At 65.7% G+C, this 21,470-nt stretch carries 17 protein-coding genes and 1 pseudogene; 5 read left to right on the top strand and 13 right to left on the bottom strand.

Annotated elements, in window-relative coordinates; translation table 11 throughout:
• Nucleotides 1–80: 80 nt before the first annotated feature.
• The 4 genes from BLQ58_RS17370 to BLQ58_RS17385 all read right to left on the bottom strand — a co-directional run bounded on the left by BLQ58_RS17370 (nt 81) and on the right by BLQ58_RS17385 (nt 6,662).
• Nucleotides 81–3,278 (bottom strand): efflux RND transporter permease subunit, encoded by a 3,198-nt coding sequence (locus tag BLQ58_RS17370; RefSeq protein WP_092600550.1) that lies wholly within the window; start codon nt 3,276–3,278, stop codon nt 81–83.
• 4 nt (nt 3,279–3,282) lie between these two features.
• Nucleotides 3,283–4,533 (bottom strand): efflux RND transporter periplasmic adaptor subunit, encoded by a 1,251-nt coding sequence (locus BLQ58_RS17375; protein ID WP_092600552.1) that lies wholly within the window; start codon nt 4,531–4,533, stop codon nt 3,283–3,285.
• Nucleotides 4,534–4,814: 281 nt separating this feature from the next.
• Nucleotides 4,815–5,459 carry an MOSC domain-containing protein gene (locus tag BLQ58_RS17380; RefSeq protein ID WP_092600554.1) on the bottom strand — a complete coding sequence of 215 codons (645 nt, stop codon included), beginning with the start codon at nt 5,457–5,459 and terminating at the stop codon, nt 4,815–4,817.
• A gap of 189 nt (nt 5,460–5,648) precedes the next feature.
• Nucleotides 5,649–6,662 (bottom strand): D-2-hydroxyacid dehydrogenase family protein, encoded by a 1,014-nt coding sequence (locus tag BLQ58_RS17385; RefSeq protein WP_092600556.1) that lies wholly within the window; start codon nt 6,660–6,662, stop codon nt 5,649–5,651.
• Between the two features lie 521 nt (nt 6,663–7,183).
• Here BLQ58_RS17385 and BLQ58_RS17390 point away from each other — a divergent pair.
• The gene (locus BLQ58_RS17390; protein WP_092600558.1) at nt 7,184–9,037 is read left to right on the top strand and encodes a phosphoenolpyruvate carboxykinase (GTP); all 1,854 of its coding nucleotides are present in this window, start codon (nt 7,184–7,186) and stop codon (nt 9,035–9,037) included.
• Between the two features lie 79 nt (nt 9,038–9,116).
• Here the strand turns inward: BLQ58_RS17390 and BLQ58_RS17395 are convergent, their stop codons facing one another.
• The 5 genes and pseudogenes from BLQ58_RS17395 to BLQ58_RS17410 form a co-directional block, all read right to left on the bottom strand.
• Entirely contained in the window at nt 9,117–9,437 is a 321-nt protein-coding gene (locus BLQ58_RS17395) for a helix-turn-helix domain-containing protein (protein ID WP_092600559.1), read from the bottom strand.
• The gene (locus BLQ58_RS29500) at nt 9,434–9,577 is read right to left on the bottom strand and encodes a hypothetical protein (RefSeq protein WP_254776007.1); all 144 of its coding nucleotides are present in this window, start codon (nt 9,575–9,577) and stop codon (nt 9,434–9,436) included. Before BLQ58_RS29500 ends, BLQ58_RS17395 begins: the two co-directional genes overlap by 4 nt.
• Nucleotides 9,578–9,656: 79 nt before the next feature.
• Nucleotides 9,657–9,767, bottom strand: a pseudogene (locus tag BLQ58_RS29505) (hypothetical protein); the annotation flags it as partial.
• Between the two features lie 178 nt (nt 9,768–9,945).
• Nucleotides 9,946–10,635, bottom strand: coding sequence for a response regulator (locus tag BLQ58_RS17405; RefSeq protein WP_092600748.1), 690 nt, complete (start codon nt 10,633–10,635; stop codon nt 9,946–9,948).
• 5 nt (nt 10,636–10,640) lie between these two features.
• On the bottom strand, nt 10,641–12,023 hold the full coding sequence (locus BLQ58_RS17410) for a cache domain-containing protein (RefSeq protein WP_092600561.1): 1,383 nt from the start codon (nt 12,021–12,023) through the stop codon (nt 10,641–10,643).
• 382 nt (nt 12,024–12,405) lie between these two features.
• Between BLQ58_RS17410 and BLQ58_RS17415 the strand changes: the two genes are divergently transcribed.
• From BLQ58_RS17415 to BLQ58_RS17425, 3 genes are all read left to right on the top strand, one after another.
• On the top strand, nt 12,406–14,481 hold the full coding sequence (locus BLQ58_RS17415; protein ID WP_092600563.1) for a carbon starvation CstA family protein: 2,076 nt from the start codon (nt 12,406–12,408) through the stop codon (nt 14,479–14,481).
• 16 nt (nt 14,482–14,497) lie between these two features.
• Nucleotides 14,498–14,692, top strand: coding sequence for a YbdD/YjiX family protein (locus BLQ58_RS17420; RefSeq protein ID WP_066734504.1), 195 nt, complete (start codon nt 14,498–14,500; stop codon nt 14,690–14,692).
• 244 nt (nt 14,693–14,936) lie between these two features.
• On the top strand, nt 14,937–15,371 hold the full coding sequence (locus BLQ58_RS17425) for a hypothetical protein (protein WP_092600565.1): 435 nt from the start codon (nt 14,937–14,939) through the stop codon (nt 15,369–15,371).
• A 214-nt stretch (nt 15,372–15,585) separates the two neighbouring features.
• Here BLQ58_RS17425 and BLQ58_RS17430 read toward each other — a convergent pair whose 3' ends face one another.
• On the bottom strand, nt 15,586–15,834 hold the full coding sequence (locus BLQ58_RS17430) for a hypothetical protein (protein WP_092600567.1): 249 nt from the start codon (nt 15,832–15,834) through the stop codon (nt 15,586–15,588).
• Nucleotides 15,835–16,022: 188 nt separating this feature from the next.
• Here BLQ58_RS17430 and BLQ58_RS17435 point away from each other — a divergent pair, with 188 nt between their 5' ends.
• Entirely contained in the window at nt 16,023–16,946 is a 924-nt protein-coding gene (locus tag BLQ58_RS17435) for a LysR family transcriptional regulator (RefSeq protein ID WP_092600569.1), read from the top strand.
• Between the two features lie 56 nt (nt 16,947–17,002).
• Here BLQ58_RS17435 and BLQ58_RS17440 read toward each other — a convergent pair whose 3' ends face one another.
• From BLQ58_RS17440 to dprA, 3 genes are all read right to left on the bottom strand, one after another.
• Entirely contained in the window at nt 17,003–19,708 is a 2,706-nt protein-coding gene (locus tag BLQ58_RS17440; RefSeq protein ID WP_092600571.1) for a DNA topoisomerase III, read from the bottom strand.
• 157 nt (nt 19,709–19,865) lie between these two features.
• Complete coding sequence (locus BLQ58_RS17445) at nt 19,866–20,273, bottom strand: thioredoxin family protein (RefSeq protein ID WP_092600573.1); 408 nt, start codon at nt 20,271–20,273, stop codon at nt 19,866–19,868.
• A 34-nt stretch (nt 20,274–20,307) separates the two neighbouring features.
• Nucleotides 20,308–21,462: a DNA-processing protein DprA gene (gene dprA / locus BLQ58_RS17450; protein WP_092600574.1), complete on the bottom strand. Its 1,155-nt coding sequence runs from the start codon at nt 21,460–21,462 to the stop codon at nt 20,308–20,310.
• Nucleotides 21,463–21,470 lie beyond the last annotated feature (8 nt).

The following is a 21,470-nucleotide window of genomic DNA, read 5'->3' on the forward strand; positions in this document are numbered from 1 at the left end:
TGTCACGCGACAGCGGATAGCATCCACCCGAACAGGCGCCCCGTCCCGCACGCGGGAAGGGGACGCCCTCGCGGTGTCAGTCAGTGTGCAACCGCCTCGGGCTGCTTGGCTTCCAGCGGATTGCCTTCGGCGTCGATCTGCAGCGGGCCGGTTCCCGAATAGCGGTCCAGCGCCAGGTAGATCACCGGCGTGATGAACAGCGTGATGACCTGCGAGAACAGCAGGCCGCCCACCACGGCCAGGCCCAGCGGCTGGCGCAGTTCGGCGCCGGCACCCAGGCCCAGGGCCAGCGGCAGGGCGCCCATCACGGCGGCGAACGTGGTCATCATGATCGGGCGGAACCGCAGCAGGCACGCCTGGCGGATCGCCTTGCTCGGCGCCATCCCCTGTTCACGCTGGGCGGCCAGCGCGAAGTCGATCATCATGATCGCGTTCTTCTTGACGATGCCGATCAGCATCAGCACGCCGATTGTTGCAATCAGCGACAGTTCGACGTTGAAGATGAACAGCGTCAGCAATGCGCCGATGGCCGCCGACGGCAAGCCGGCCAGGATGGTCAGCGGATGGATGTAGCTCTCGTAGAGCACGCCCAGCAGCGTGTAGATGACCGCGATGGCCGCCACCAGCAGCACCACCTGCGTGGCCTGCGACGACTGGAACACGGCTGCGTCGCCACCCCAGCTGGTGAAGATCGACGACGGCATGTCGATTTCGCGGCTGAAGCGGTCGATCAGCTTCGAGGCATCGCCCAGCGCCGCGCCCGGGGCCAGGTTGAACGACACGGTCACCGAAGGCAGCTGGCCCTGGTGGTTGACCGCGATCGGGCCCACCCGGCGCTCGGTCGTGGCAAACGCCGACACGGGCACCATCTGCCCGGTCTTGCTGCGCACGTAGAGCTTGGAGAACGCGGTCTCGTCCACACGATCGACATCGGCGGCGGTGAGGATCACGTAGTAGTTGTCGATCGGCGTATAGATCGTCGACACCTGGCGTTCGCCGAAGGCCGTGTACAGCGCCGCGCGTACGTCCTGCATCTGCACGCCCATCGCGTTGGCCTTGTCACGGTCGATGGTCAGCTGGGCCTCCAGGCCCGACTGCTGCGAATCGCTGGTCACGTCGCGGAACACCGGCTCGGCGCGCATCTTCGCCATCAGCTTGTCGCTGTACTCCTGCAGCTGGCTCGGCTTCACGCTCTGCAGCGTGTACTGGTACCGGCTCTTGCTCTGGCGGCCGCCCAGGCGCAGGTTCTGCACCGGCGAGAAGTACACCTGCAGGCCCGGCACGCCCGACACATCCTTGCGCAGCGATTCCACCACCTGCGGCATCTTCGGGCGCTCGCCCAGCGGCTTCAGCTCCACGAACATGCGGCCCGTGTTGATGGCCGGAGACGGGCCGCCGCCAATCGACGCCACCACGCTCTTCACCGCCGGGTTGGCCCGGATGCGCTCGGCCGCATCGCGCAGGCGATCGGACATGGCCTCGAACGAAATATCCTGCGGGCCCTCGGCGTTGACCTGGATCTGGCCAATGTCTTCCTCGGGGAAGAAACCCTTGGGGATCTTCACGAACAGCACCGCGGTCAGCACGAACGTCAAACCCGCCGCCGCCAGCACTACGCGCCGGTGCGCCAGGCACCAGTCCAGGCCATGCGCATACCTGTGCAGCGTCCACTCGAACAGGTCTTCGAACCACTGCGTGGCGCGCAGGCCGATGGTCTGCTTCTGCTGCACGGGATGCACGGGTGCGCCGGGCGCGTGATCCCCATACGTGTGTTGCGATTCGTCCACCGGCACGTTCTCGGCCGACAGGAAGCGCGCGCACAGCATCGGAATCAGCGTCAGCGACACCAGCGCCGACACCAGGATCGACAGCGACACCACCGCGGCGAATTCGTGGAACAGCAGGCCGATCACACCCGGCATGAAGAAGATCGGGATGAACACCGCCACCAGCGAGATCGAGATCGACAGGATGGTGAACCCCATCTCGCGTGACCCCACCAGCGCCGCCTTCAGCGGCGGCACGCCTTCCTCGATGTGGCGCACGATGTTCTCGAGCATCACGATGGCGTCATCCACCACCAGGCCCACGGCCAGCGTGATGGCCAGCAGCGACACGTTGTCCAGGCTGTAGCCGAACGCCTTCATCAGCGCCACGGTGCCGATCAGCGAAATCGGCAGCGACACCGTGGGGATCAGCGTGGCGGCCGCGCGGCGCAGGAACAGGAAGATCACCATCACCACCAGCGCCACGGTCAGCGCCAGCGTGAACTGCACGTCGTGGATCGACTCGCGGATCGAGTTCGAGCGGTCGTTCACAACGCTCACATTGACCGACCCCGGCATCTGCTGCACCAGGCGCGGCAGCGCGCCCTTGATGGCATCGACCACGGCCACGGTGTTGGCGTCGGGCTGGCGCAGCACGGCCAGCACGATCGACCGCTCGTTGTTGAGCCAGCTGCCGGTCTTGATCGTCTCGACGCTGTCTTCCACGTCGGCCACGTCGGACAGCCGCACCACGGCGCCGCTGGGCTGGCTGGCCACGATGATGTTGCGGAACGCGTCGGCGCTGGTCATCTGACGGTTGGCCTGGATGGTCAGCGTCTGGCGCGCGCCGTCCAGCGTGCCCACCGGCGTGTTCGCGTTGGCGCGATTGAGTGCGGTGGCCAGCTCGTCGAGCGTCATGCCGCGGGCAGCCAGCGCGTCGGGGTGGGCGCGCACGCGCACCGAGAACCGCTTCTGGCCGAAGATCTGCACCTGCGCCACGCCGGGCAGCGTGGCCAGCGTGGGCGAGATCAGGTTGTCGCCAAACGCGTTCAGTTCGCCCAGGCTCATCGACGGCGAGTTGATCGCCAGCAGGATCACCGGCGCATCGGCCGGGTTCACCTTGCGGTACGACGGCGGCACCGTCATCTCGATCGGCAGCGACCGCTGCGCGCGGAACAGCGCGGCCTGCACGTCCACGGCCGCGTCGTCGATATTGCGGTCGCTGTTGAATTCGATCGTGATGCTCGAATTGCCAAGCGTGTTCGACGAACTGATCACCGTCACGCCCGGGATCGTCGCGAACTGCTTCTCCAGCTGCGTGGCCACCGACGCGGCCATGGTCTCGGGGCTGGCGCCGGGCAGCGTGGCCGTGACCTGGATCACGGGCGAGTTGAAGCTGGGCAGGGCCGCGATCGGAATCGTCGGGTACAGCACGATGCCCGTGACGATGACGGCCAGGCACAGCAGCACCGTCATCACGGGCCGGCGGATACAGAGCTCGGACAGCGACATGGTCTCAGTGTCCGTGATTGGCCGATGCCGGCGCTGCGGCGGCCGGCGCCGAAGCGCCACGCGCGGCGGCTTCGCGCACCAGCATGCCCGGACGCAGGTTCTGCGCGCCTTCGGTCACCACGCGGGCACCCGGCTGCACGCCTTCCACCACGGCGGCGGCGGCGGTGGTCACCACCACCTTGACCGGCACGCGGGCCACCTTGCTGTCGGGCTGCACGATATAGACGAAGCGGCCTTCCGGCCCCGTCACCACGGCCTGCGGCGGCACGCTCAGCGCGTTCTTCAGCACCTGCACCGTGGCATTCACGTTCGCGTAGGTGCCGGGCCAGAGCCGGTGCTCGTCGTTGGGGAACATCGCCTTGACGCGGATGCTGCCGTACTGCGGGTCCACCGTGTTGTCGACGAACGTGATCTTGCCGGTCACCGGGGCCGGATTGCCGTCGTTGGGCTGCGCGGACACCGTCACCGGGCCCGCCTGCAGCGCCTCGCGCAGCGAGGCCAGCTGGCGCTCGGGCAGCGTGAACATGACCGTGATCGGCGCGATCTGGGCAATCGTCACCATCGCGGGCGTGGTGGTGGTGTTGGCCGGCGTCACCAGCGAGCCCGGAAACACGTTGATCACGCCGGTCCGGCCGCCGATGGTGGCGCGGATCTGCCCGTAGCTGACGGCCACCTGCCCGGCCTCGATGGCCGCCTGGTCGGCCCGGATCGTGGCCTCGAAGCCGTCGACCTTGGCCTGGGCGGTATCCACCGCGCTACGCGAGATGAAATTGCGCTGCAACAGCTCCTGGCTGCGGGCCAGCGTGCGGCGGGCATCGGACAGGTCGGCCTGGTCGCGCATCAGCTGGGCGCGTGCGCGGGCCAGGTTGGCCTCGTCCATGCGCGTATCCAGCGTGAACAGCAGGTCGCCCGGCTTCACGGACTGGCCTTCCCTGATATGGACGGTACGCACCGTGCTGGAAACCTGCGGACGCACGTCCACGGTCTGCATCGCGGTCACGGTGCCGTTGGCGGTGACCTCCACGGGCACGTCCGACTGCCGGACCACGGCGGTGCTCACCGTGGTGACGGTCGGCCCCTTGGCCGCCGGTTTCGGTGCCAGCCACGCTTTCCAGCCGAACCAGCCTGCCAGTGCCAGAACCACCAGCCCGGCAATGGCCACCCAGGGCGAAATGCGGCCGCGTCCTGTCGAAGTGGACGCGCTCCAGTTCCCATCGACGAAGCCTTTCGGCTGGTCGATCCCGTCTGTTTTCATGTGAGGACCCTCAAATGCCGCATGGCGCGCTCCCCAAATGGCCCCGGCTTCTTGGATCCGGTCGTGCCCGCGCAAAATCGCTACTAGTACCGCATTGCCCTTTCTAGGCAAAGTGCGACGTATTACAAGCCATTACAGCATCACCAGGGAAGGATGTCTGGACCAGCGGGGAAGGGTCGGTCGAATTGCTTGTATCAGAAGCAAAACATTAGCAGAAAAGCGTGACGACTCAACTTGGGACTAACGCGGTCTTACACGCGAGCCGCCCGGCAGATGGCGATTCATGCGCTGGAGCGCTGGTGCAGGCATGACATCGGAATCTGACGGGGGCCTGGGGTCAGCACCATGTTGTCGCCGGCGCGGATCACGCCCGGGCGGGCCACGCTGAGGTACACGCCTGAAAAGCCGCTTTGCCTCATGTCGCGCACGGCCTGCGCATAGCCCATCGCGGCGTTGAGCTTGTAACAGGGGCGACGTGGCGATTCCACCACAAGTTCGACCTCGCCGACGCGAATGCGGTCGCCCACCCACAACGCGGTCTCCACCAGGCCCTGGGTCGTCAGGTTTTCGCCCAGCGCGCCAAAGGCCAGCGGCCGCTCGGCTTCTTCCACGCCGGCCTCGCGGCGGCGCGCGTTCCACCATGTGTAGTGTTCGATCGGATAGGCATACACGGCCCGGCCCGGTCCGCCATGGATGGCGCGGTCCACCTGTTCGTCCCCCGCCAGCCCCAGGCGGTGCACGCCCACGGCAATCGGGTGATGCAGGGTGCTGAGCGGATGCTTGCGGATGGCGGACATGACGATGGCCTCGGTGCCGGCGCCGGCCACCACCAGGGGCAGGGCCACGCCGACATTGACCGCCAGCACACGACCGACGGCCGTGCCACCGGCACCTGCGGGATTGGGACGCGGATCGGATTCGGCCACGGGACGCCCTCCTTGCGTGTGCGGGGCCTGCGCGCATGCACCGGAATGCAGGGGCCACGCGCTGACGTTTTGAACCGAGTGTACCGGCTAGTCCGCTCGTTTGAAGGGGGGGAATGTGGGCAAACAGACGCACGCGGCGGCGTGCGCCGGGGGGTGTCTGGCGCCGGAGAAAGACGGCGCCAGCGGGGTTCAGCGGGACAGCGCGGGCGTGAGGGCCTTGGGATTGACGATGCTGTCGTGCTTGCCTTCCAGCACGTCCAGGATGTTCTGGAAGGCGGTGCGGAAGTACAGCTCGTAGCTGTCGCGCTCCACATAGCCCAGGTGCGGCGTGCAGATGCAGTTTTCCATGCGCAGCAGCGCGTGGCCCTGCAGGATGGGCTCGGACTCGAAGACATCGATGGCTGCCATGCCCGGGCGCCCCCGGTTCAGCGCCGCCACCAGCGCGTTTTCCTCGATCAGCTCGGCGCGGCTCGTGTTGACGAAGAGAGCCGTGGGCTTCATGCGCTGCAGGTCGGCCAGCTTGACGATGCCGCGCGTCTCGTCGGCCAGGCGCAGGTGCAGCGACAGCACATCGCTGTCGGCAAAGAGCTGTTCGACCGATTCGGCCACATTCAGGCCGTCCTCGCGGGCGCCCTGTTGCGACGCCTCCCGCCCCCAGACCAGCACGTTCATGCCGAAGGCGCGCCCGTAGCCGGCCAGCAGGCGGCCGATCTTGCCGTATCCCCAGATGCCCAGTGTCTGGCCGCGCAACACTTGGCCCAGGCCGAAGTTCGGCGGCATGGTGGTCGACTTCAGGCCCGACTGCTGCCACGCCCCGTGCTTGAGGCTGGCCACGTACTGCGGAATGCGCCGCTGGGCGGCCATGATCAGCGCCCAGGTCAGTTCAGCGGGCGCCACCGGCGACCCCACACCCTGCAGCACCACCACGCCACGGTCGGTACAGGCCTCCAGATCCACATGGCTGCCGGCACGGCCGGTCTGGCTGATGATCTTGAGCTTGGGCAGCTTTTCCAGCAGCTGGCGCGTCACGCGCGTGCGTTCGCGGATCAGGACCAGCGCCTCCACGTCCGAAAGCCGCGCGGCCAGTTGGCCCACGCCCTTGACGGTGTTGTTGAAGACCTTGACGTCGTGCCCTTCCAGCAGGGAAAAGCACGGCAGCTTGCGTACAGCGTCCTGGTAATCGTCGAGAACGGCAATCTTCATGGGTGACTCTTTGACCTCGGGGGCTTGGTGCGCGCGGCCACAGAATCAGCCCGCGACCGACAGTATTGTTGACTTCCCTGACGCAACATTGACAGATGACAGTCCCGGCGGGCCACCCCGCGCGGCAAGGTTGCGCGGGTCGTTCCAGGCATTCCGGCAGGGGAGACAATGCTGCGCAGCAAAAAACAGGGCGTCCGTACAGTGGTATTCTTGCCCGCCTCCGCGGCGCAACAGTGCGGTCGAGCCCAGCTCCCGCCCCCTGCTCGCCGCCGGACAATGCCCGACCGGACCCTGCCGCCCGCCAAAAGCGGGCGAAGCGCAACTGTAGCGCAGCCGCAGGGGCCCCCGCGACCATTTGCGCGGAATCGGTCGTCGCCGAGTTGTAACGGGATGTGACGGTCTTCACGCGAGTGCGCCATGCCCGACGCGGCATGCCGCGCTGGCCTCCGCCTTTCCCCGCGAGACCGGCAGCGACCCTGGTCGGGCATGACAAGGTTTCCCTTTTGCTTTGGAGCAGTCAGATGAACCACCCCACCATGCAAGGCACCCCGGCACTGAACGTGCCGACCTGGGTAAAGAACCAGAAACTGGTCGCCTGGGTTGCAGAAATCGCCTCTCTCACCAAACCCGACCAGATCTACTGGTGCGACGGCTCGCAGGAAGAATACGACCGCCTGTGCGAGCAGATGGTGGCGGCAGGCACCATGCGCCGCCTGAACCCGGCCAAGCGCAAGAATTCCTTCCTGGCCCTGTCCGACCCGTCCGACGTGGCGCGTGTGGAAGACCGCACCTTCATCTGCTCCGAGAAGAAGGAAGACGCCGGCCCGACCAACAACTGGACCGCCCCGGCCGAAATGCGCACCACGCTGGCCGGCCTGTTCGACGGCTGCATGCGCGGCCGCACCATGTACGTGGTGCCGTTCTCGATGGGCCCGCTGGGTTCGCCGATTGCCCACATCGGCGTGGAACTGTCCGATTCGCCGTACGTGGCCGTCAACATGCGCATCATGACGCGCATGGGCCGCGCCGTGTACGACGTGCTGGGCGCCGATGGGGAGTTCGTGCCGTGCGTCCACACCGTGGGCAAGCCGCTGGCGGCCGGCGAGAAGGACGTGGCCTGGCCGTGCAATCCGACGAAGTACATCGTCCACTTCCCGGAATCGCGCGAAATCTGGTCGTTCGGCTCGGGCTACGGCGGCAATGCGCTGCTGGGCAAGAAGTGCTTCGCACTGCGTATCGCGTCGACGATGGGCCGTGACGAAGGCTGGCTGGCCGAGCACATGCTGATCCTGGGCGTGACCTCGCCCGAGGGCAAGAAGTACCACGTGGCCGCCGCGTTCCCGTCGGCCTGCGGCAAGACCAACTTCGCCATGCTGATCCCGCCCAAGGGCTTCGACGGCTGGAAAATCACCACGATCGGCGACGACATCGCGTGGATCAAGCCGGGCCAGGACGGCCGCCTGTACGCGATCAACCCCGAAGCGGGCTACTTCGGCGTCGCCCCGGGCACCAGCGAGAAGACCAACTTCAACGCGATGGCGACCCTCAAGGAAAACGTCATCTTCACCAACGTGGCGCTGACCGACGACGGCGACGTGTGGTGGGAAGGCATGACCAAGGATGCCCCGGCACACCTGATCGACTGGCAAGGCAAGGACTGGACGCCCGCCATCGCCAAGGAAACCGGCGCCAAGGCTGCCCACCCGAACGCCCGCTTCACGGCACCGGCCTCGCAATGCCCGTCGATCGACGAAAACTGGGACAACCCGGCTGGCGTGGCCATCGATGCATTCATCTTCGGCGGCCGCCGCAGCACCACGGTGCCGCTGGTGACCGAAGCCCGCAACTGGACCGAAGGCGTGTACATGGCCGCCACGATGGGATCGGAAACCACTGCTGCCGCCGCCGGCCAGCAAGGCGTGGTGCGCCGCGACCCGTTCGCGATGCTGCCGTTCTGCGGCTACAACATGAGCGACTACTTCGGCCACTGGCTCGCGCTGGGCGAGAAGCTCGAAGCCGCTGGCGCCAGGCTGCCGAAGTTCTACTGCGTGAACTGGTTCCGCAAGGACGCCGACGGCAACTTCGTGTGGCCCGGTTTCGGCGAGAACATGCGTGTGCTGTCGTGGATGATCGATCGCGTGGAAGGCCGCGGCCAGGGTGTGGACCACGTGTTCGGCACGTCGCCGCGCTACGCCGACCTGAACTGGGACGGCCTGCCGTTCACGGCTGAGCAGTTCGACCTGGTCACCTCGATCGACCAGGACGCCTGGCAGAAGGAACTGGCCCTGCACGACGAACTGTTCACCCAGCTCAAGCACAACCTGCCGCAGGCCCTGGTGGAAACCAAGTCCGCGCTGGCCAAGCGCCTGGGCTGATCCCCCGGCTGCACCGCTGCATCGAAAGCCGACCGGCCTTGCCGGTCGGCTTTTTTGTTTGCCGCGGGGCGCTGCGCGGTCAGCCCTTGATGGCCTTGCGCTGGCGCTTGAACGCCGCCAGCGCTGCCACGGCAAACAGCTGGCTACGCCCAACCTCGGCATGGGGCGTCAGTTTCCCATCGCGGACAAGGCGCCGAAACGTGGCCATCGAGACTTCAAGATACTCTGCCGCCTCGCTGGCCGTGAATTCGGCATGGGCCAGGTGGCCGAACACGTCGTCGTGGCTGAAATTCTCGTCACGAAAGGCCTGTTGGCCAATCATCACGAAGAACGCTTCGCGTTCGACGTCCGGCAACTGGCGCAGGTCGTTGAACAAGGTTTGTGCGGTCATGGTCTTCATGCGTTCCTCTCTGCTCTGAGATACCTCTTCAGCAGGTCATAGAAATTTTGGTGCGGCCCAACCTGATAGAAGTCGATCATGACGAAATCGATGTCTATCCCTTCCGCCGCCAGCTCGGGTGCGGGCGAGCGATAGGCCATCAGGTATTCCTGCCGCTGAAACCGGAATTTGTGTACCCCGGATGCCTGCCAGGTCGCCCGCTTTGGATTCGCCGGCGCCCGGGTCTTCGCAAACCAGTTCCACCTCGTCTTCGATTGCCCTCTGCAACGCTATGCGCGCCTTTTTGACGAAGTCCCGGAAAGGCCGTTTGTAGTTCGGTGTCGCGATCATTTATCAGATCATTCATGATTTTATAACAGATCACGACGTGCGCGGCAAGCCCCGCAAAAGCGCCACGCACGTCAGCATCCCGCGACGTTACGCAGCAAGCGTTCGCTTGTGGTTAAGACGATTCTTGAAATGATGCCGTCCATGCGCCGGGACAGGGCGGCGCAGGCTTTACGCCGAACTACGCCGGATCGTTATCGATCCCCAGTTGCTGGACTGCGTACTTGACCAGTTCCGCGCGGCCTTCGATGCCGAGCTTGCGTTTCAGGTTGAGGCGGTGGGTTTCCACAGTGCGCACCGATACGCCAAGGCGTGCCGCGATGTCCTTGTTGGACTGGCCCCGGCCAATGCCGTGGAGGATGTCGCGTTCGCGCGGCGTCAGGGCGTCGAGCGGGCTGACCGCTTGTTCGGCCATGCCGCGGGCGATGCGCGCGCTGTAGAACACCCGCCCGGCCAATACGGCCTGGATGGCGGCCATCAGTTCGTCGGCCGGCGCGTCCTTGAGCACGTAGCCGCGCGCGCCCGCCCGGATGGCCTGGCGCACGTATTCCAGGTTGTCGTGCATCGACACGATCAGCACGGCCACTTCGGGATAGGCATCGTGCAACGCCCCGGCCAGCGCGATGCCGCCCATTCCGCGCATGCCGATGTCGGTGATCACAAGCTCGGGCAGGTTTGCCGGTCCGGCGCCGGCCAGCCACGCCAGCGCGGCCTCGCCGTCGTCAGCCTCGCCCACCACCTCCAGTCCCGGCTGCAACGTCAGGTGCATGCGCATGCCGTCGCGCACCAGGGCGTGGTCGTCGATCAGCAGGACCCTGGCCGGGGCGTTCGATGGCGGAATGACGGGCTCGTCGTCGGGTGCAACGGTCATATGGGTCATGACAGCGGAATATCGGAAGGGAGAGTGACCAGCGGCAGCATCGCCACGAGCCGCGTGCCCGACGGCATCGACACGATGTCGAACTGGCCGCCCAGCGCCGCCATGCGTTCGCGCAGGTTGCGCAGGCCGATGCCGCGCTGCGGGTCGTGTTGCATGCGGGCCACGTCGAAGCCCGTGCCGTTGTCACGCACGGTCAGGCGGGTGGCCGATGGAGAAAATTCGAGTTCTACGTGCACGCGCGAGGCATGCGCGTGGCGTTCGACATTGGTCAGCGCCTCCTGCGCAATGCGGAACAGCGCCGTCGCCTGCTCATCGGCCAGTTCGCGGGGCTTTCCGGTCTGCGTGACGTCCACCCGTAGCGTGCTGCCGGCCTGCATCTCGCGCGCCAGGTGCTGCAGGGCCGCGTACAGGCCCAGGTCATCGAGCAGGGCCGGCCGCAGGTTGCGCGATACACGTCGTACTTCATTGAAAGCGGAATCGAGCCGGTTCAATGCCATGCCCAGGATGGGGGCCACCGAGGCGCCTTCCGACGGTGCCAGGCGGATGCGGTTGGCGGCGGCCTCCAGCACCAGCTTGACCGACACCAGTAACTGGCCAATGCCGTCGTGCAGCTCGCGCGACAGCCGCGCGCGTTCTTCCTCCTGCGACTGCACCACCCGTTGCGCCAGCTGGCGCAGCTTGGCATCGGCCTCGCGGTGCTCGCTGATATTGAGCGCGAGCCCGCTGGCGGCCACCAGCAGGATGCTGATGGCGGCAATCACGCCAATCCAGGCCATGGTCTCGCGGATATCGGTTTCGGCGCGGGCGTCGAGCTGGCGCAGCGTCTGCTCCACATCGTCCAGATAGATGCCGGTGCCCAGCATCCAGTTCCAGCCGGGCACGGCCACCACGTAGCCGAGCTTCGGCACGGTCTGTTTGGAAGACGGCTTCTGCCACATGTAGCGCACCGACCCACCGCCCGCCTTGGCCGCCATCACCAGTTTCTGGATCGTCAACGCGCCTTGCGGATCACGCATCAGCCAGAGGTCCTGGCCCACCAGTTCCGGCTGGCGCGGATGCATCAGATTCCGACCTTGCAGGTCATACAGGAAGAAATAGCCGTCGGGGCCATAGTCGAGCCTGGCCAGGGCTTGCATGGCGGCCTGGCGCGTGGCGTCGTCGGTGCGGCCCGACTGCACCATCGGCGCGATGGCGCTCTGGGCCAGGTCCACGTAGTGGCGCAGCTCGGTTTCCTTGCTTTGCAGATAGGCGGCTTCCACCAGCGCGCGTTCGTGGCGGGCCAGCGCGGTGGCCTGGTAGCGCACGGCCAGCGCAATGCCCAGCATCGCGACGGCCAGGGGCGCCACGGCGAGCAACAGTATCTTTTGGCGGAGTTTCATCTGAACCGGGGGTAAACACCGATGCCGGGAAGGCCGCTTGAATTCGTCGGTCTACGTACTACTACGCACGGGTGTTGCGTAGTTTCGCGCTTGTGCCGACATGGGCGGGTGTCAATACTACACGCCGGACACGCGCCCGGCCCGCCGGCCGCGCAAATCCGACGCAGTAGGTGCTCCCTGGCCCAGGCGATCCCGCCCCCTGAGAGCACTGCCTGCCTGCACGACAAGATCCGGGTCCAGACGAGAAACAGACCGGACGCCGCAGACATCCAGGAGACTCCCTTTCCACGCGATCGTCGGTGGCGCCATCCGGCACCGCCCCCGCTGCCCGGGCTCCCTGTCGCCGCAGGTTCTTTCAGCCGGTCTGAGGAGACCCTTCAACATGAATCGCATCGGACAACACCTGTTGTGGCTGGCCGTCGCCGTGCTCGGCGCGTTTGCCTTCGCCACTGTCGCGCTGTCGCGCGGTGAAGCCGTCAGCGCACTGTGGATCGTGGTTGCCGCGCTCTGCATCTACCTGATTGCCTACCGCTACTACAGCCGCTTCATCGCCGACAAGGTGATGCAGCTCGACCCCAAACGCATGACGCCTGCGTGGCGCCACAACGACGGCCTGGACTACGTGCCGACCAACAAGGCGGTGCTGTTCGGCCACCACTTTGCCGCCATCGCCGGCGCCGGGCCGCTGGTGGGCCCCGTGCTGGCCGCGCAGATGGGCTATATGCCCGGCATGCTGTGGATCCTGGCCGGCGTGGTGTTTGCCGGTGCGGTGCAGGATTTCATGATCCTGTTCATCTCCACGCGCCGCGACGGCCGTTCGCTGGGCGACCTGGTGAAGTCGGAAATGGGCACCGTGCCCGGCCTGATCGCGCTGTTCGGCTGTTTCATGATCATGATCATCATCCTTGCGGTGCTGGCGCTGATCGTGGTCAAGGCGCTGGCAGGCTCGCCGTGGGGCACCTTCACCGTGGCGGTGACCATCCCCATCGCCGTCTTCATGGGCATCTACACGCGCTACATCCGCCCGGGCCGCATCGGCGAGGTATCGGTGATCGGCTTCGTGCTGCTGATGCTTGCCATCATTGGCGGCCAGTACGTGCATGAAAGCGCCGCGCTGGCCCCGCTGTTCACGTACGACGGCAAGGCGCTGACGTGGATGCTGATCATCTACGGCTTCATCGCCGCCGTGCTGCCCGTGTGGCTGCTGCTGGCGCCGCGCGACTACCTGTCGACGTTCCTGAAGATCGGCACCATCATCGCGCTGGCCATCGGCATCCTGATCGTGGCGCCGGAACTGAAGATGCCGGCCTTCACGCAGTTTGCGCAAGGCGGCGGCCCGGTGTGGTCGGGCAACCTGTTCCCGTTCCTCTTCATCACCATCGCCTGCGGCGCGGTGTCGGGTTTCCACGCGCTGATCTCGTCGGGCACCACGCCGAAGCTGCTGGAAAATGAATCGCACGCGCGCTTCATCGGCTATGGCGCAATGCTGGCCGAGTCGTTCGTCGCCATCATGGCCCTGGTGGCCGCGTCGGTGATCGAGCCGGGCGTGTACTTCGCGATGAACAGCCCGGCGGCCGTGATCGGCACCACGCCGGAGGCCGTGGCACAGGCCGTGTCGAACTGGGGCTTCGTGATCACGCCGGACGTGCTGATCCAGACCGCCAAGGATGTTGGCGAAAATACGATCATCTCGCGTGCCGGTGGCGCGCCGACGCTGGCCGTCGGTATCGCGCACATCCTGCACCAGGTGGTGGGCGGCCAGGCCATGATGGCGTTCTGGTATCACTTCGCCATCCTGTTCGAGGCGCTGTTCATCCTGACCGCCGTGGACGCTGGCACGCGTGCCGGCCGCTTCATGCTGCAAGACCTGCTGGGCAGCTTCGTGCCGTCCCTGAAGCGCACCGAATCGCTGCCGGCCAACCTGATCGCCACCGCGCTGACCGTGGCGGCCTGGGGCTACTTCCTGTACCAGGGCGTGGTCGACCCGCTGGGCGGCATCAACACGCTGTGGCCGCTGTTCGGTATCTCGAACCAGATGCTGGCCGCCGTGGCGCTGGTGCTGGGCACCTGCGTGCTGGTCAAGATGAAGCGCGGCCAGTACGCCTGGGTGACGCTGCTGCCCACCTGCTGGCTGCTGATCTGCACGCTGACCGCCGGCTGGCAAAAGCTGTTCGACGCCGACCCGAAGGTGAGCTTCCTGACGCACGCGTCGAAGTTCAGCGCCGCCATTGCCGAGGGCAAGGTGCTGGCACCGGCCAAGACGATGGAGCAGATGCACCGCATCGTCTTCAACGACTACCTGGACGCCGGCCTGTGCGCGCTGTTCATGTTCGTGGTGCTGTCGATCGTCTTCTACGGCTTCAAGACCGCCATGTCGGCCCGCAACCAGGGCAAGCGCACCGACAGCGAAACGCCGTTCGAGCCGCTGCCGGCCCAGGCATCGGCCGCCTCGCACTGACCCAAAGGAGCCACACATGCTGGATCAGATCGGAAACATGGGACGTTACCTGGGCCAGTCGCTGCGGCTGATGGTGGGCCTGCCCGACTACCAGACCTACGTGGCCCATATGGAGAGCACCCATCCGGACCGCGCGCCCATGACGTACGAGGAATTCTTCCGCGAACGCCAGGAAGCCCGGTACGGTGGGGGGCAGGGCAAGTGCTGCTGACGGCGGCGCTGGCCCGGCCTTCCGGGTAAAAATAGAAAGCGGCCCTGCGGGGCCGCTTTTTTCATGCGCCAGTCCGCGCTGACTTTGTGACGTATCATTGCGCGCTGTTGCGCCGGAACATCGCTTTTTAACGGTTCGATACCGTTTCTGCAGCGGGTTACAGCACCTCACAACTGGTTACAGCAAGCGCAGGGCTGCTTCTCTACACTCCGTTTCCAGATACACACCACATAAGGAAAATACGATGTCTCGCCATCCTCTCCGCAACCTGACTCTGGCTCTTGCCCTCTCGGCGGCTACGCTGCCGGCGTTTGCAGGAGGTGATCTGAACAACGCGCTCGGCGGTGGCCTGGGTGGCGTGGCAGGTGCCGCTGTCGGTGGTGCACTGGGCGGTAGCACCGGGTCGATCATCGGCGGCGCAGTCGGCGGTGGCGCCGGCGGTGCGCTGACCTCGAATCGCCGCGAACGCACGGGCGCCATCATCGGTGGCGCACTGGGCGGCGGCGCAGGTACCGCAGCCGGCAACGCCATGGGCGGCCGTACCGGCGGCCTTGTCGGCGCCGGTCTGGGCGGCGCAGCAGGCGCCGCACTGGGCGGCAATGTGTCGCGCAGCAACTCGTACGACGATGACCGCCGCTACTACAAGCGCGGCAAGCATCGTCACCATCACCACGATTAATGCAAAACGGGCCCTGCGGGGCCCGTTTCTTCATGCAGACTTCCAGTTTTCAGAATTGGCTCGTGGCCCAGGCATTGACCGAGTGGATGACGTGGCTTGCGGCCAACGCAAGGATACGTGCGTATCGACCCACCCCACAGGTCTGACACCTCCGCCGCCAGAAAACAAAAAACCCGTACCGGTTGGTACGGGTTTTTTTCGGATGCGGGGCGGGTCAGATCTTGGCGCCGTCCGAGTAGACGTCGAACGACTTGGCGCCGTCGGTGAACGTATCGAACTTGCCAGCCTTGGCACCGTCCGTGAACGTGTCGAACTTGCCGGCCTTCGCGCCGTCGGTGTACGGGTCGAAGCGGGTGGCCTTGGCGCCATCGGTGTAAGGGTCGAACTTGCCGGCCTTGGCAAAAGCGGGGGCGGCGGACAGGGCAACAACGGCTGCAGCGATCAGGGCGATTTGTCGGCTCATGGCGAATCCTTCACTTTATTCGTGGATGCCGCTGTTTTAAAGATTGCTGCGTCGCGGCATCGGTTAGCGTGATATTAGGCATTCCCCTGATATGAATAAATACCCGCGTCCACAATGATTGATTGTGGTTTCAACAATAAACTACCCGTACCGTGTAAAAGTTCACGGCGGACGCGGGAGACTATGTCATGGATCGGCTGCAATCGATGCGCGTCTTCGCCAAGGTAGTCGAACTTGGCAGCTTCGCCCGTGCGGCGCAGCAACTTGAAATGTCCAACGCCGTGGTCACGCGCTATGTGGCCGATCTGGAAAGCCATCTCGGCACGCGGCTGCTGAACCGCACCACGCGCAGCCTGTCGCTGACGGATGCCGGCGAGACCTACCTGCAGCGTTGCGCACAGATTCTTGAAGACGTCGAAGAGGCGGAGTCGATCGTCACCGCCCGGAGCCAGTCGTTGTCCGGCACGCTGCGGCTGGTGGCACCGGTCATGTTCGGCCTGCACCTGCTGCCGCAAACCCTGGAGCGGTTCCATCAGCGTTATCCGGACGTGGTCTTCGACGTGCAGTTGTCCGACCGCGTGATCGATATCGTTGAGGAGGGACGCGACGTCGGCGTGGTGCTGTCCGACCTTGGGCTCGGCTCGCATCTGGTGGCCCGGCCGCTGATCTCGGCCGAAATCATCCTGTGCGCCTCGCCGGGCTATCTGCGCGAGCATCCGCCGCTACGCACCGCCCACGACCTGTCCAATCATCGCGCCATCGCCATGCGCATTCCCACGGCCGAGCATGAGTGGACGCTGTCCGGCCCGGAAGGGGAGGTGACCGTGCCGATTCGCCCCGGCCTGCTTTGCAGCAATGCCGAACTGGCACACCAGGCGGCGCTGGCCAATATGGGCATCGCGATGCTGTCGTCGTACCTGGCCCGGCCCAATATCGAGGCGGGACGTCTGATGCACATCCTGCCGCAGTACCAGTTGCCGCGCCGCGACGTGAGCGTGGTCTACCCCAGCCGCAAGTTCCTGCCCACCAAGGTGCGGGCCTTCATCGACTTCCTGCTCGACGAGGGCAAGCAGCGGGCCGGCGAGAATCTCGTCAAGCTGGCCAGCCAATAAAAAAGCGAGGCTTCTGCCTCGCTTTTTCGTTTGCCGCCCGGGAACCGTGCGAGTGCTTACTCCTCGGCTTCCGCCGTCTGCTTGGCCTTCTTGGCCGCAGTGGTCTTTGCGGCTGTCTTCGTGGCTACCTTCTTGGCCGGCGCGGTCCTGGAGGCAGCCTTTTTGGCAGGCGCTTTCTTGGCAGGCGCCTTGGCAGCCGTTTTTGCGGCGGCCTTGGCCGGCGCGGCCTCGGCTTCCTCGCCCTTGGCTGCCGACTTCGCCGCCGCGGACTTCGCAGCCGGCTTGGCGCCCGCCTTGGGCTCGCGTGCCTCGAACTCGAAGCCGATCTTGCCGTCCGGCTGCTTCACCAGGAACGCCTTGAAGTTGCGGCCCGTGCGCGACGACTTGAAGCCCGTCAGCAGGTCCGTCTTGCCGGCGGTCAGCAGCTTGCCGATCTGCTCGCGCGAGATTTCCTGCTGCAGGATGATCTTGCCGGTCGTGAAATCGCAGGTCTTCTCGCTGCCCACGGCGTTCTCGCAGACGTACTTCATGCCGTGCTCGTAGACCTGGCCATTGCACTTCGGGCAGTGGCCCACAGGCGTCTGCCCGCTGAAGTCCACCGGTTCGTCGTCTTCCTCGTCGTTCTGCCCGAAGTCGAACTCCATCTTCCAGTGGCCTTCGTCATCCTTGGCCAGCTTCAGGATGGCTGCGAACGGACGGCCCATCTTGCTGCGGAAGCCCTGCAGCGGACCGATTTCCTTCTTCTGCAGCAGTTCCTCGACTTCGTCGATCTCGAACTGGCGCCCGCCCGGGATCTTGCTGATCGAGAAGTCGCACGCCGTACAGGCAAAGCGACGGTAGTTTTCCTTGACCTGGCCCCCGCACTGCGGGCACGGCGTGTCCAGCGTGGCGTAGTCGCCAGGGATCGTGTCGCTGTCGTATTCCTTGGCGCGCTTGACGATCTGCTGCGTCATCTGCGCGATCTCGCGCATGAATTCATCACGCTTCAGACGGCCGCGCTCGATCTGCGACAGCTTGTGTTCCCACTCGCCGGTCAGCTCGGCCTGGGTCAGTTCCTGCACGCCCAGGCCGCGCAGCAGCGTCATCAGCTGGAACGCCTTGGCGGTCGGAATCAGCTCGCGCCCTTCGCGCACCAGGTATTTTTCGGTCAGCAGGCCTTCGATGATGGCCGCGCGCGTGGCTGGCGTGCCCAGGCCCTTGCCGGCCATGGCCTCGCGCAGCGCGTCGTCGTCCACCAGCTTGCCGGCACCTTCCATCGCCGACAGCAGCGTCGCTTCGTTGTAGCGGGCCGGCGGGCGCGTACTCAGGCCGACGGACTCCACCTTGTCGGTCTTGACGCGCTCGTCCTTCTGCACCGGCACCAGATTGGCGTCCTTGTCGTCCTTACCCTGGGCTTCGCGGCCGTAGATCACGAGCCAGCCCGGATTGACCAGCACCTTGCCTTCGGTCTTGAAGTGATGGCCGGCTACCTCGGTGATCCGCGTGGTCACCTGGAACTCGGCCGCCGGGAAGAACACGGCCAGAAAGCGGCGAACGACCAGGTCGTACAGCTTCTGCTCGGGCTCGGACAGGTTCTTCGGCGCCTGCAGCGTCGGGATGATGGCGAAGTGATCGCTGATCTTGCTGTTGTCGAAGATCTTCTTGTTCGGTTTCACCCAACCCTGCGACAGGATCTTCTTGGCATGCGGCAGGTAGTTCGGCGAACTGTCGGCCAGCATGTCCATGGTCTGCTTGACCGTGTCGAGGTAGTCCTCGGGCAGCGCGCGGGCGTCGGTACGCGGGTACGTCAGCACCTTGTGCTTTTCATACAGCGCCTGCGCCAGGCCCAGCGTGTTTTTGGCCGAAAAGCCAAAACGCGAGTTGGCTTCACGCTGCAGCGTGGTCAGGTCGAACAGGGCCGGCGACTGCTGCGTGGATGGCTTCGATTCCTCGGTGACCGTGCCCGGCTTGTCGCGGCAGGCCGCCACGATGCTCTTGGCCTCGGCTTCGCTCCACAGGCGCGACTCGCGTGCCTCGGCGTCGAACTCGTTCTTCTTGAACTTCGGGTCGAACCAGCGGCCCTCGTACAGGCCGGCGGCGGCGATGAACTCGGCGCGCACTTCCCAGTAGTCACGCGGCACGAAGTGTTTGATCTTCTCTTCGCGCTCCACCACTATCGAGAGCGTCGGCGTCTGCACCCGACCCACCGTGGTCAGGAAGAAGCCGCCGCCCTTGCTGTTGAAGGCCGTCATCGCGCGCGTGCCGTTGATCCCGACCAGCCAGTCGGCTTCGGAACGGCAGCGGGCCGCGTCGGCCAGCGGCAGCATTTCCTCGTCCTCGCGCAGCGCGGCAAACCCGTCGCGGATCGCCTGCGGCGTCATCGACTGCAGCCACAGCCGGCGCACGGGCTGCTTGGCCTTCGCCTGCTGGGCGATCAGCCGGAAAATCAGTTCGCCTTCGCGCCCCGCGTCACAGGCGTTGATCAGCGCGGTCACGTCCTTGCGCTTGATGAGGCGGTTGAGCACCTTCAGGCGCGATTCGGTCTTGGGGATCGGGCGCAGGTCGAAATGCGGGGGAATCACCGGCAGATTGGTGAAGCTCCACTTGCCTCGCTTGACCTCGTAGTCGTCGGGCGCGGCGATTTCCACCAGGTGGCCAACCGCCGAGGACAGCACATAGTCGTCGCTCTCGAAATACTCGTCGTGCTTGGCAAAGCCCCCGAGGGCGCGCGCAATATCGGCGGCGACCGATGGCTTTTCCGCGATGATGAGGGCTTTAGACATTCAACGGGTCCTTGTGGCGCCACTGCAAAAGTGCAGTTCGCGCCTCTTGAAATTCACGGCAAACTATGTAAACAGCAGGCCTGGGCTTTGAGGCGCCAATAATAAGCGCGGTTCCGACGGGCGTGCAAGCGACCGCCGCCGCCCACCCTGACCACGCTCAACCGTTATCGGCACCGCTGCCAAGCAACCAGGGCAGCACTTCAGGGATGTCTGGCGCGGCGCCGGCCATGGCTCCTGCGCGCGTCAGCATCCGGTCCAGCACGTCGAGGTGGGGCAACACGGTTCCGTAAAACTGCGGTGCGCCGCCAGCGATGGGCTGAATCAATACAGTAGGAAAGTTTTCGATGTCGATGTCCTCTCCCAGATAGTCGGAGTGGGTTTCGACATCGATCCAGACGAAACAGTCGTCCGGATAACGTGCCGCCAACGCCGCAAAGCCCGGCAGATAGTCCTTGCACGTGCCACACCATGCGGCGCAAAGACAAGCCACCAGCCGTCCCAGCGGACGGGCATGAAGCGCCTGGCGCAGGGCTGGGGCATCCTGCTCGGGGAAGTAAACGGCCATTCCAGTCGAAAAGTGAGGCAAACGCGATACCGGATCATGCCAGACGCCGGAAACGGTTGCCTGGCAGGCGCTCGGCCACGCCGGCCAGCTCCAGTTGCAGCAGTTCGGCCGATACCGCCTCCGCCGCCATGCCGGTGCCCTTGCACAATGCGTCGAGCGTGACAGGATCATAGGCGAGCGCCGCTCCGAGCGCGTCGGCCGCCGTCTGCCGCGGGGTGGGCGGCACCGATACCTGGCTGGCCTTCGTCCCCGCAGGCGCCCTGTTGGCGCTGCCGGCGTCGGCGGGGGTCGCCAGGTCGGCAAATTCCTCGAACACGTCGGCCGGCGACTCCACCAGCTTGGCGCCCTGGCGGATCAGCTTGTGGCAGCCGCGCGAAAGCTCGGCGTGGATCGAACCGGGGATCGCAAAGACCTCACGGCCGATTTCGGACGCCAGGCGGGCCGTGATCAGCGACCCCGACCGCTCGGCAGCTTCCACCACCAGCACGCCACGCGCCAGCGCCGCGATGATGCGGTTGCGACGCGGAAAATGGTTCGGCAGTCCCGGCGTACCCAGTGGGAATTCGCTGACGATGGCGCCGCCGGCATCGACGATCTGGTGCGCCAGCTTGTGATGCCTGGCCGGATAGACGATGTCTACGCCGGTGCCCACGATGGCGACCGTGCCGCCGGGCCCCTCCAGTGCCGCGGCATGCGCGGCGGCATCGATGCCGAGTGCAAGCCCCGACACCACGGTCAGCCCGGCATCGGAAAACGCTGAAGCGAACGCCTGCGCATTGCGGACGCCCTGTGCCGTGGCATGCCGCGCGCCGACGATACCCAGTGACGGCGCCTGCAGGCGCCCAGCCTGGCCGTTGACGTAGAGCACCAGGGGCGGATCGGCCAGGTCGAGCAGGCGCGCCGGATAGGCACGGTCGCCCATCGTGACCAGATGGTGGTCAGGGGTGTCGAGCCACTGCAGCGTGCGATCGATCCGGGCGGATACGTCGGCGTCGGGAGGCGCGGCGAGCGCGCGCGCCACCGCGGGCTCCGCGGCGTCGCGGAGCTTTGCAGGGTCCTGGGCCAGCACGGTCTGGGGCAGTCCGAAAGCCGCCAGCAGACGGCGGCCGGCCTGCACCGAAACACCGGGGGTGGCCGTCAGCCGCACCCAGGCAGCCACTTCGGCTGGGTCGCGAGTCGAATCGGTCATCGAACAAC

The sequence above is a fragment of the Ralstonia sp. 25mfcol4.1 genome (assembly GCF_900104095.1).
Classification (GTDB): domain Bacteria; phylum Pseudomonadota; class Gammaproteobacteria; order Burkholderiales; family Burkholderiaceae; genus Cupriavidus.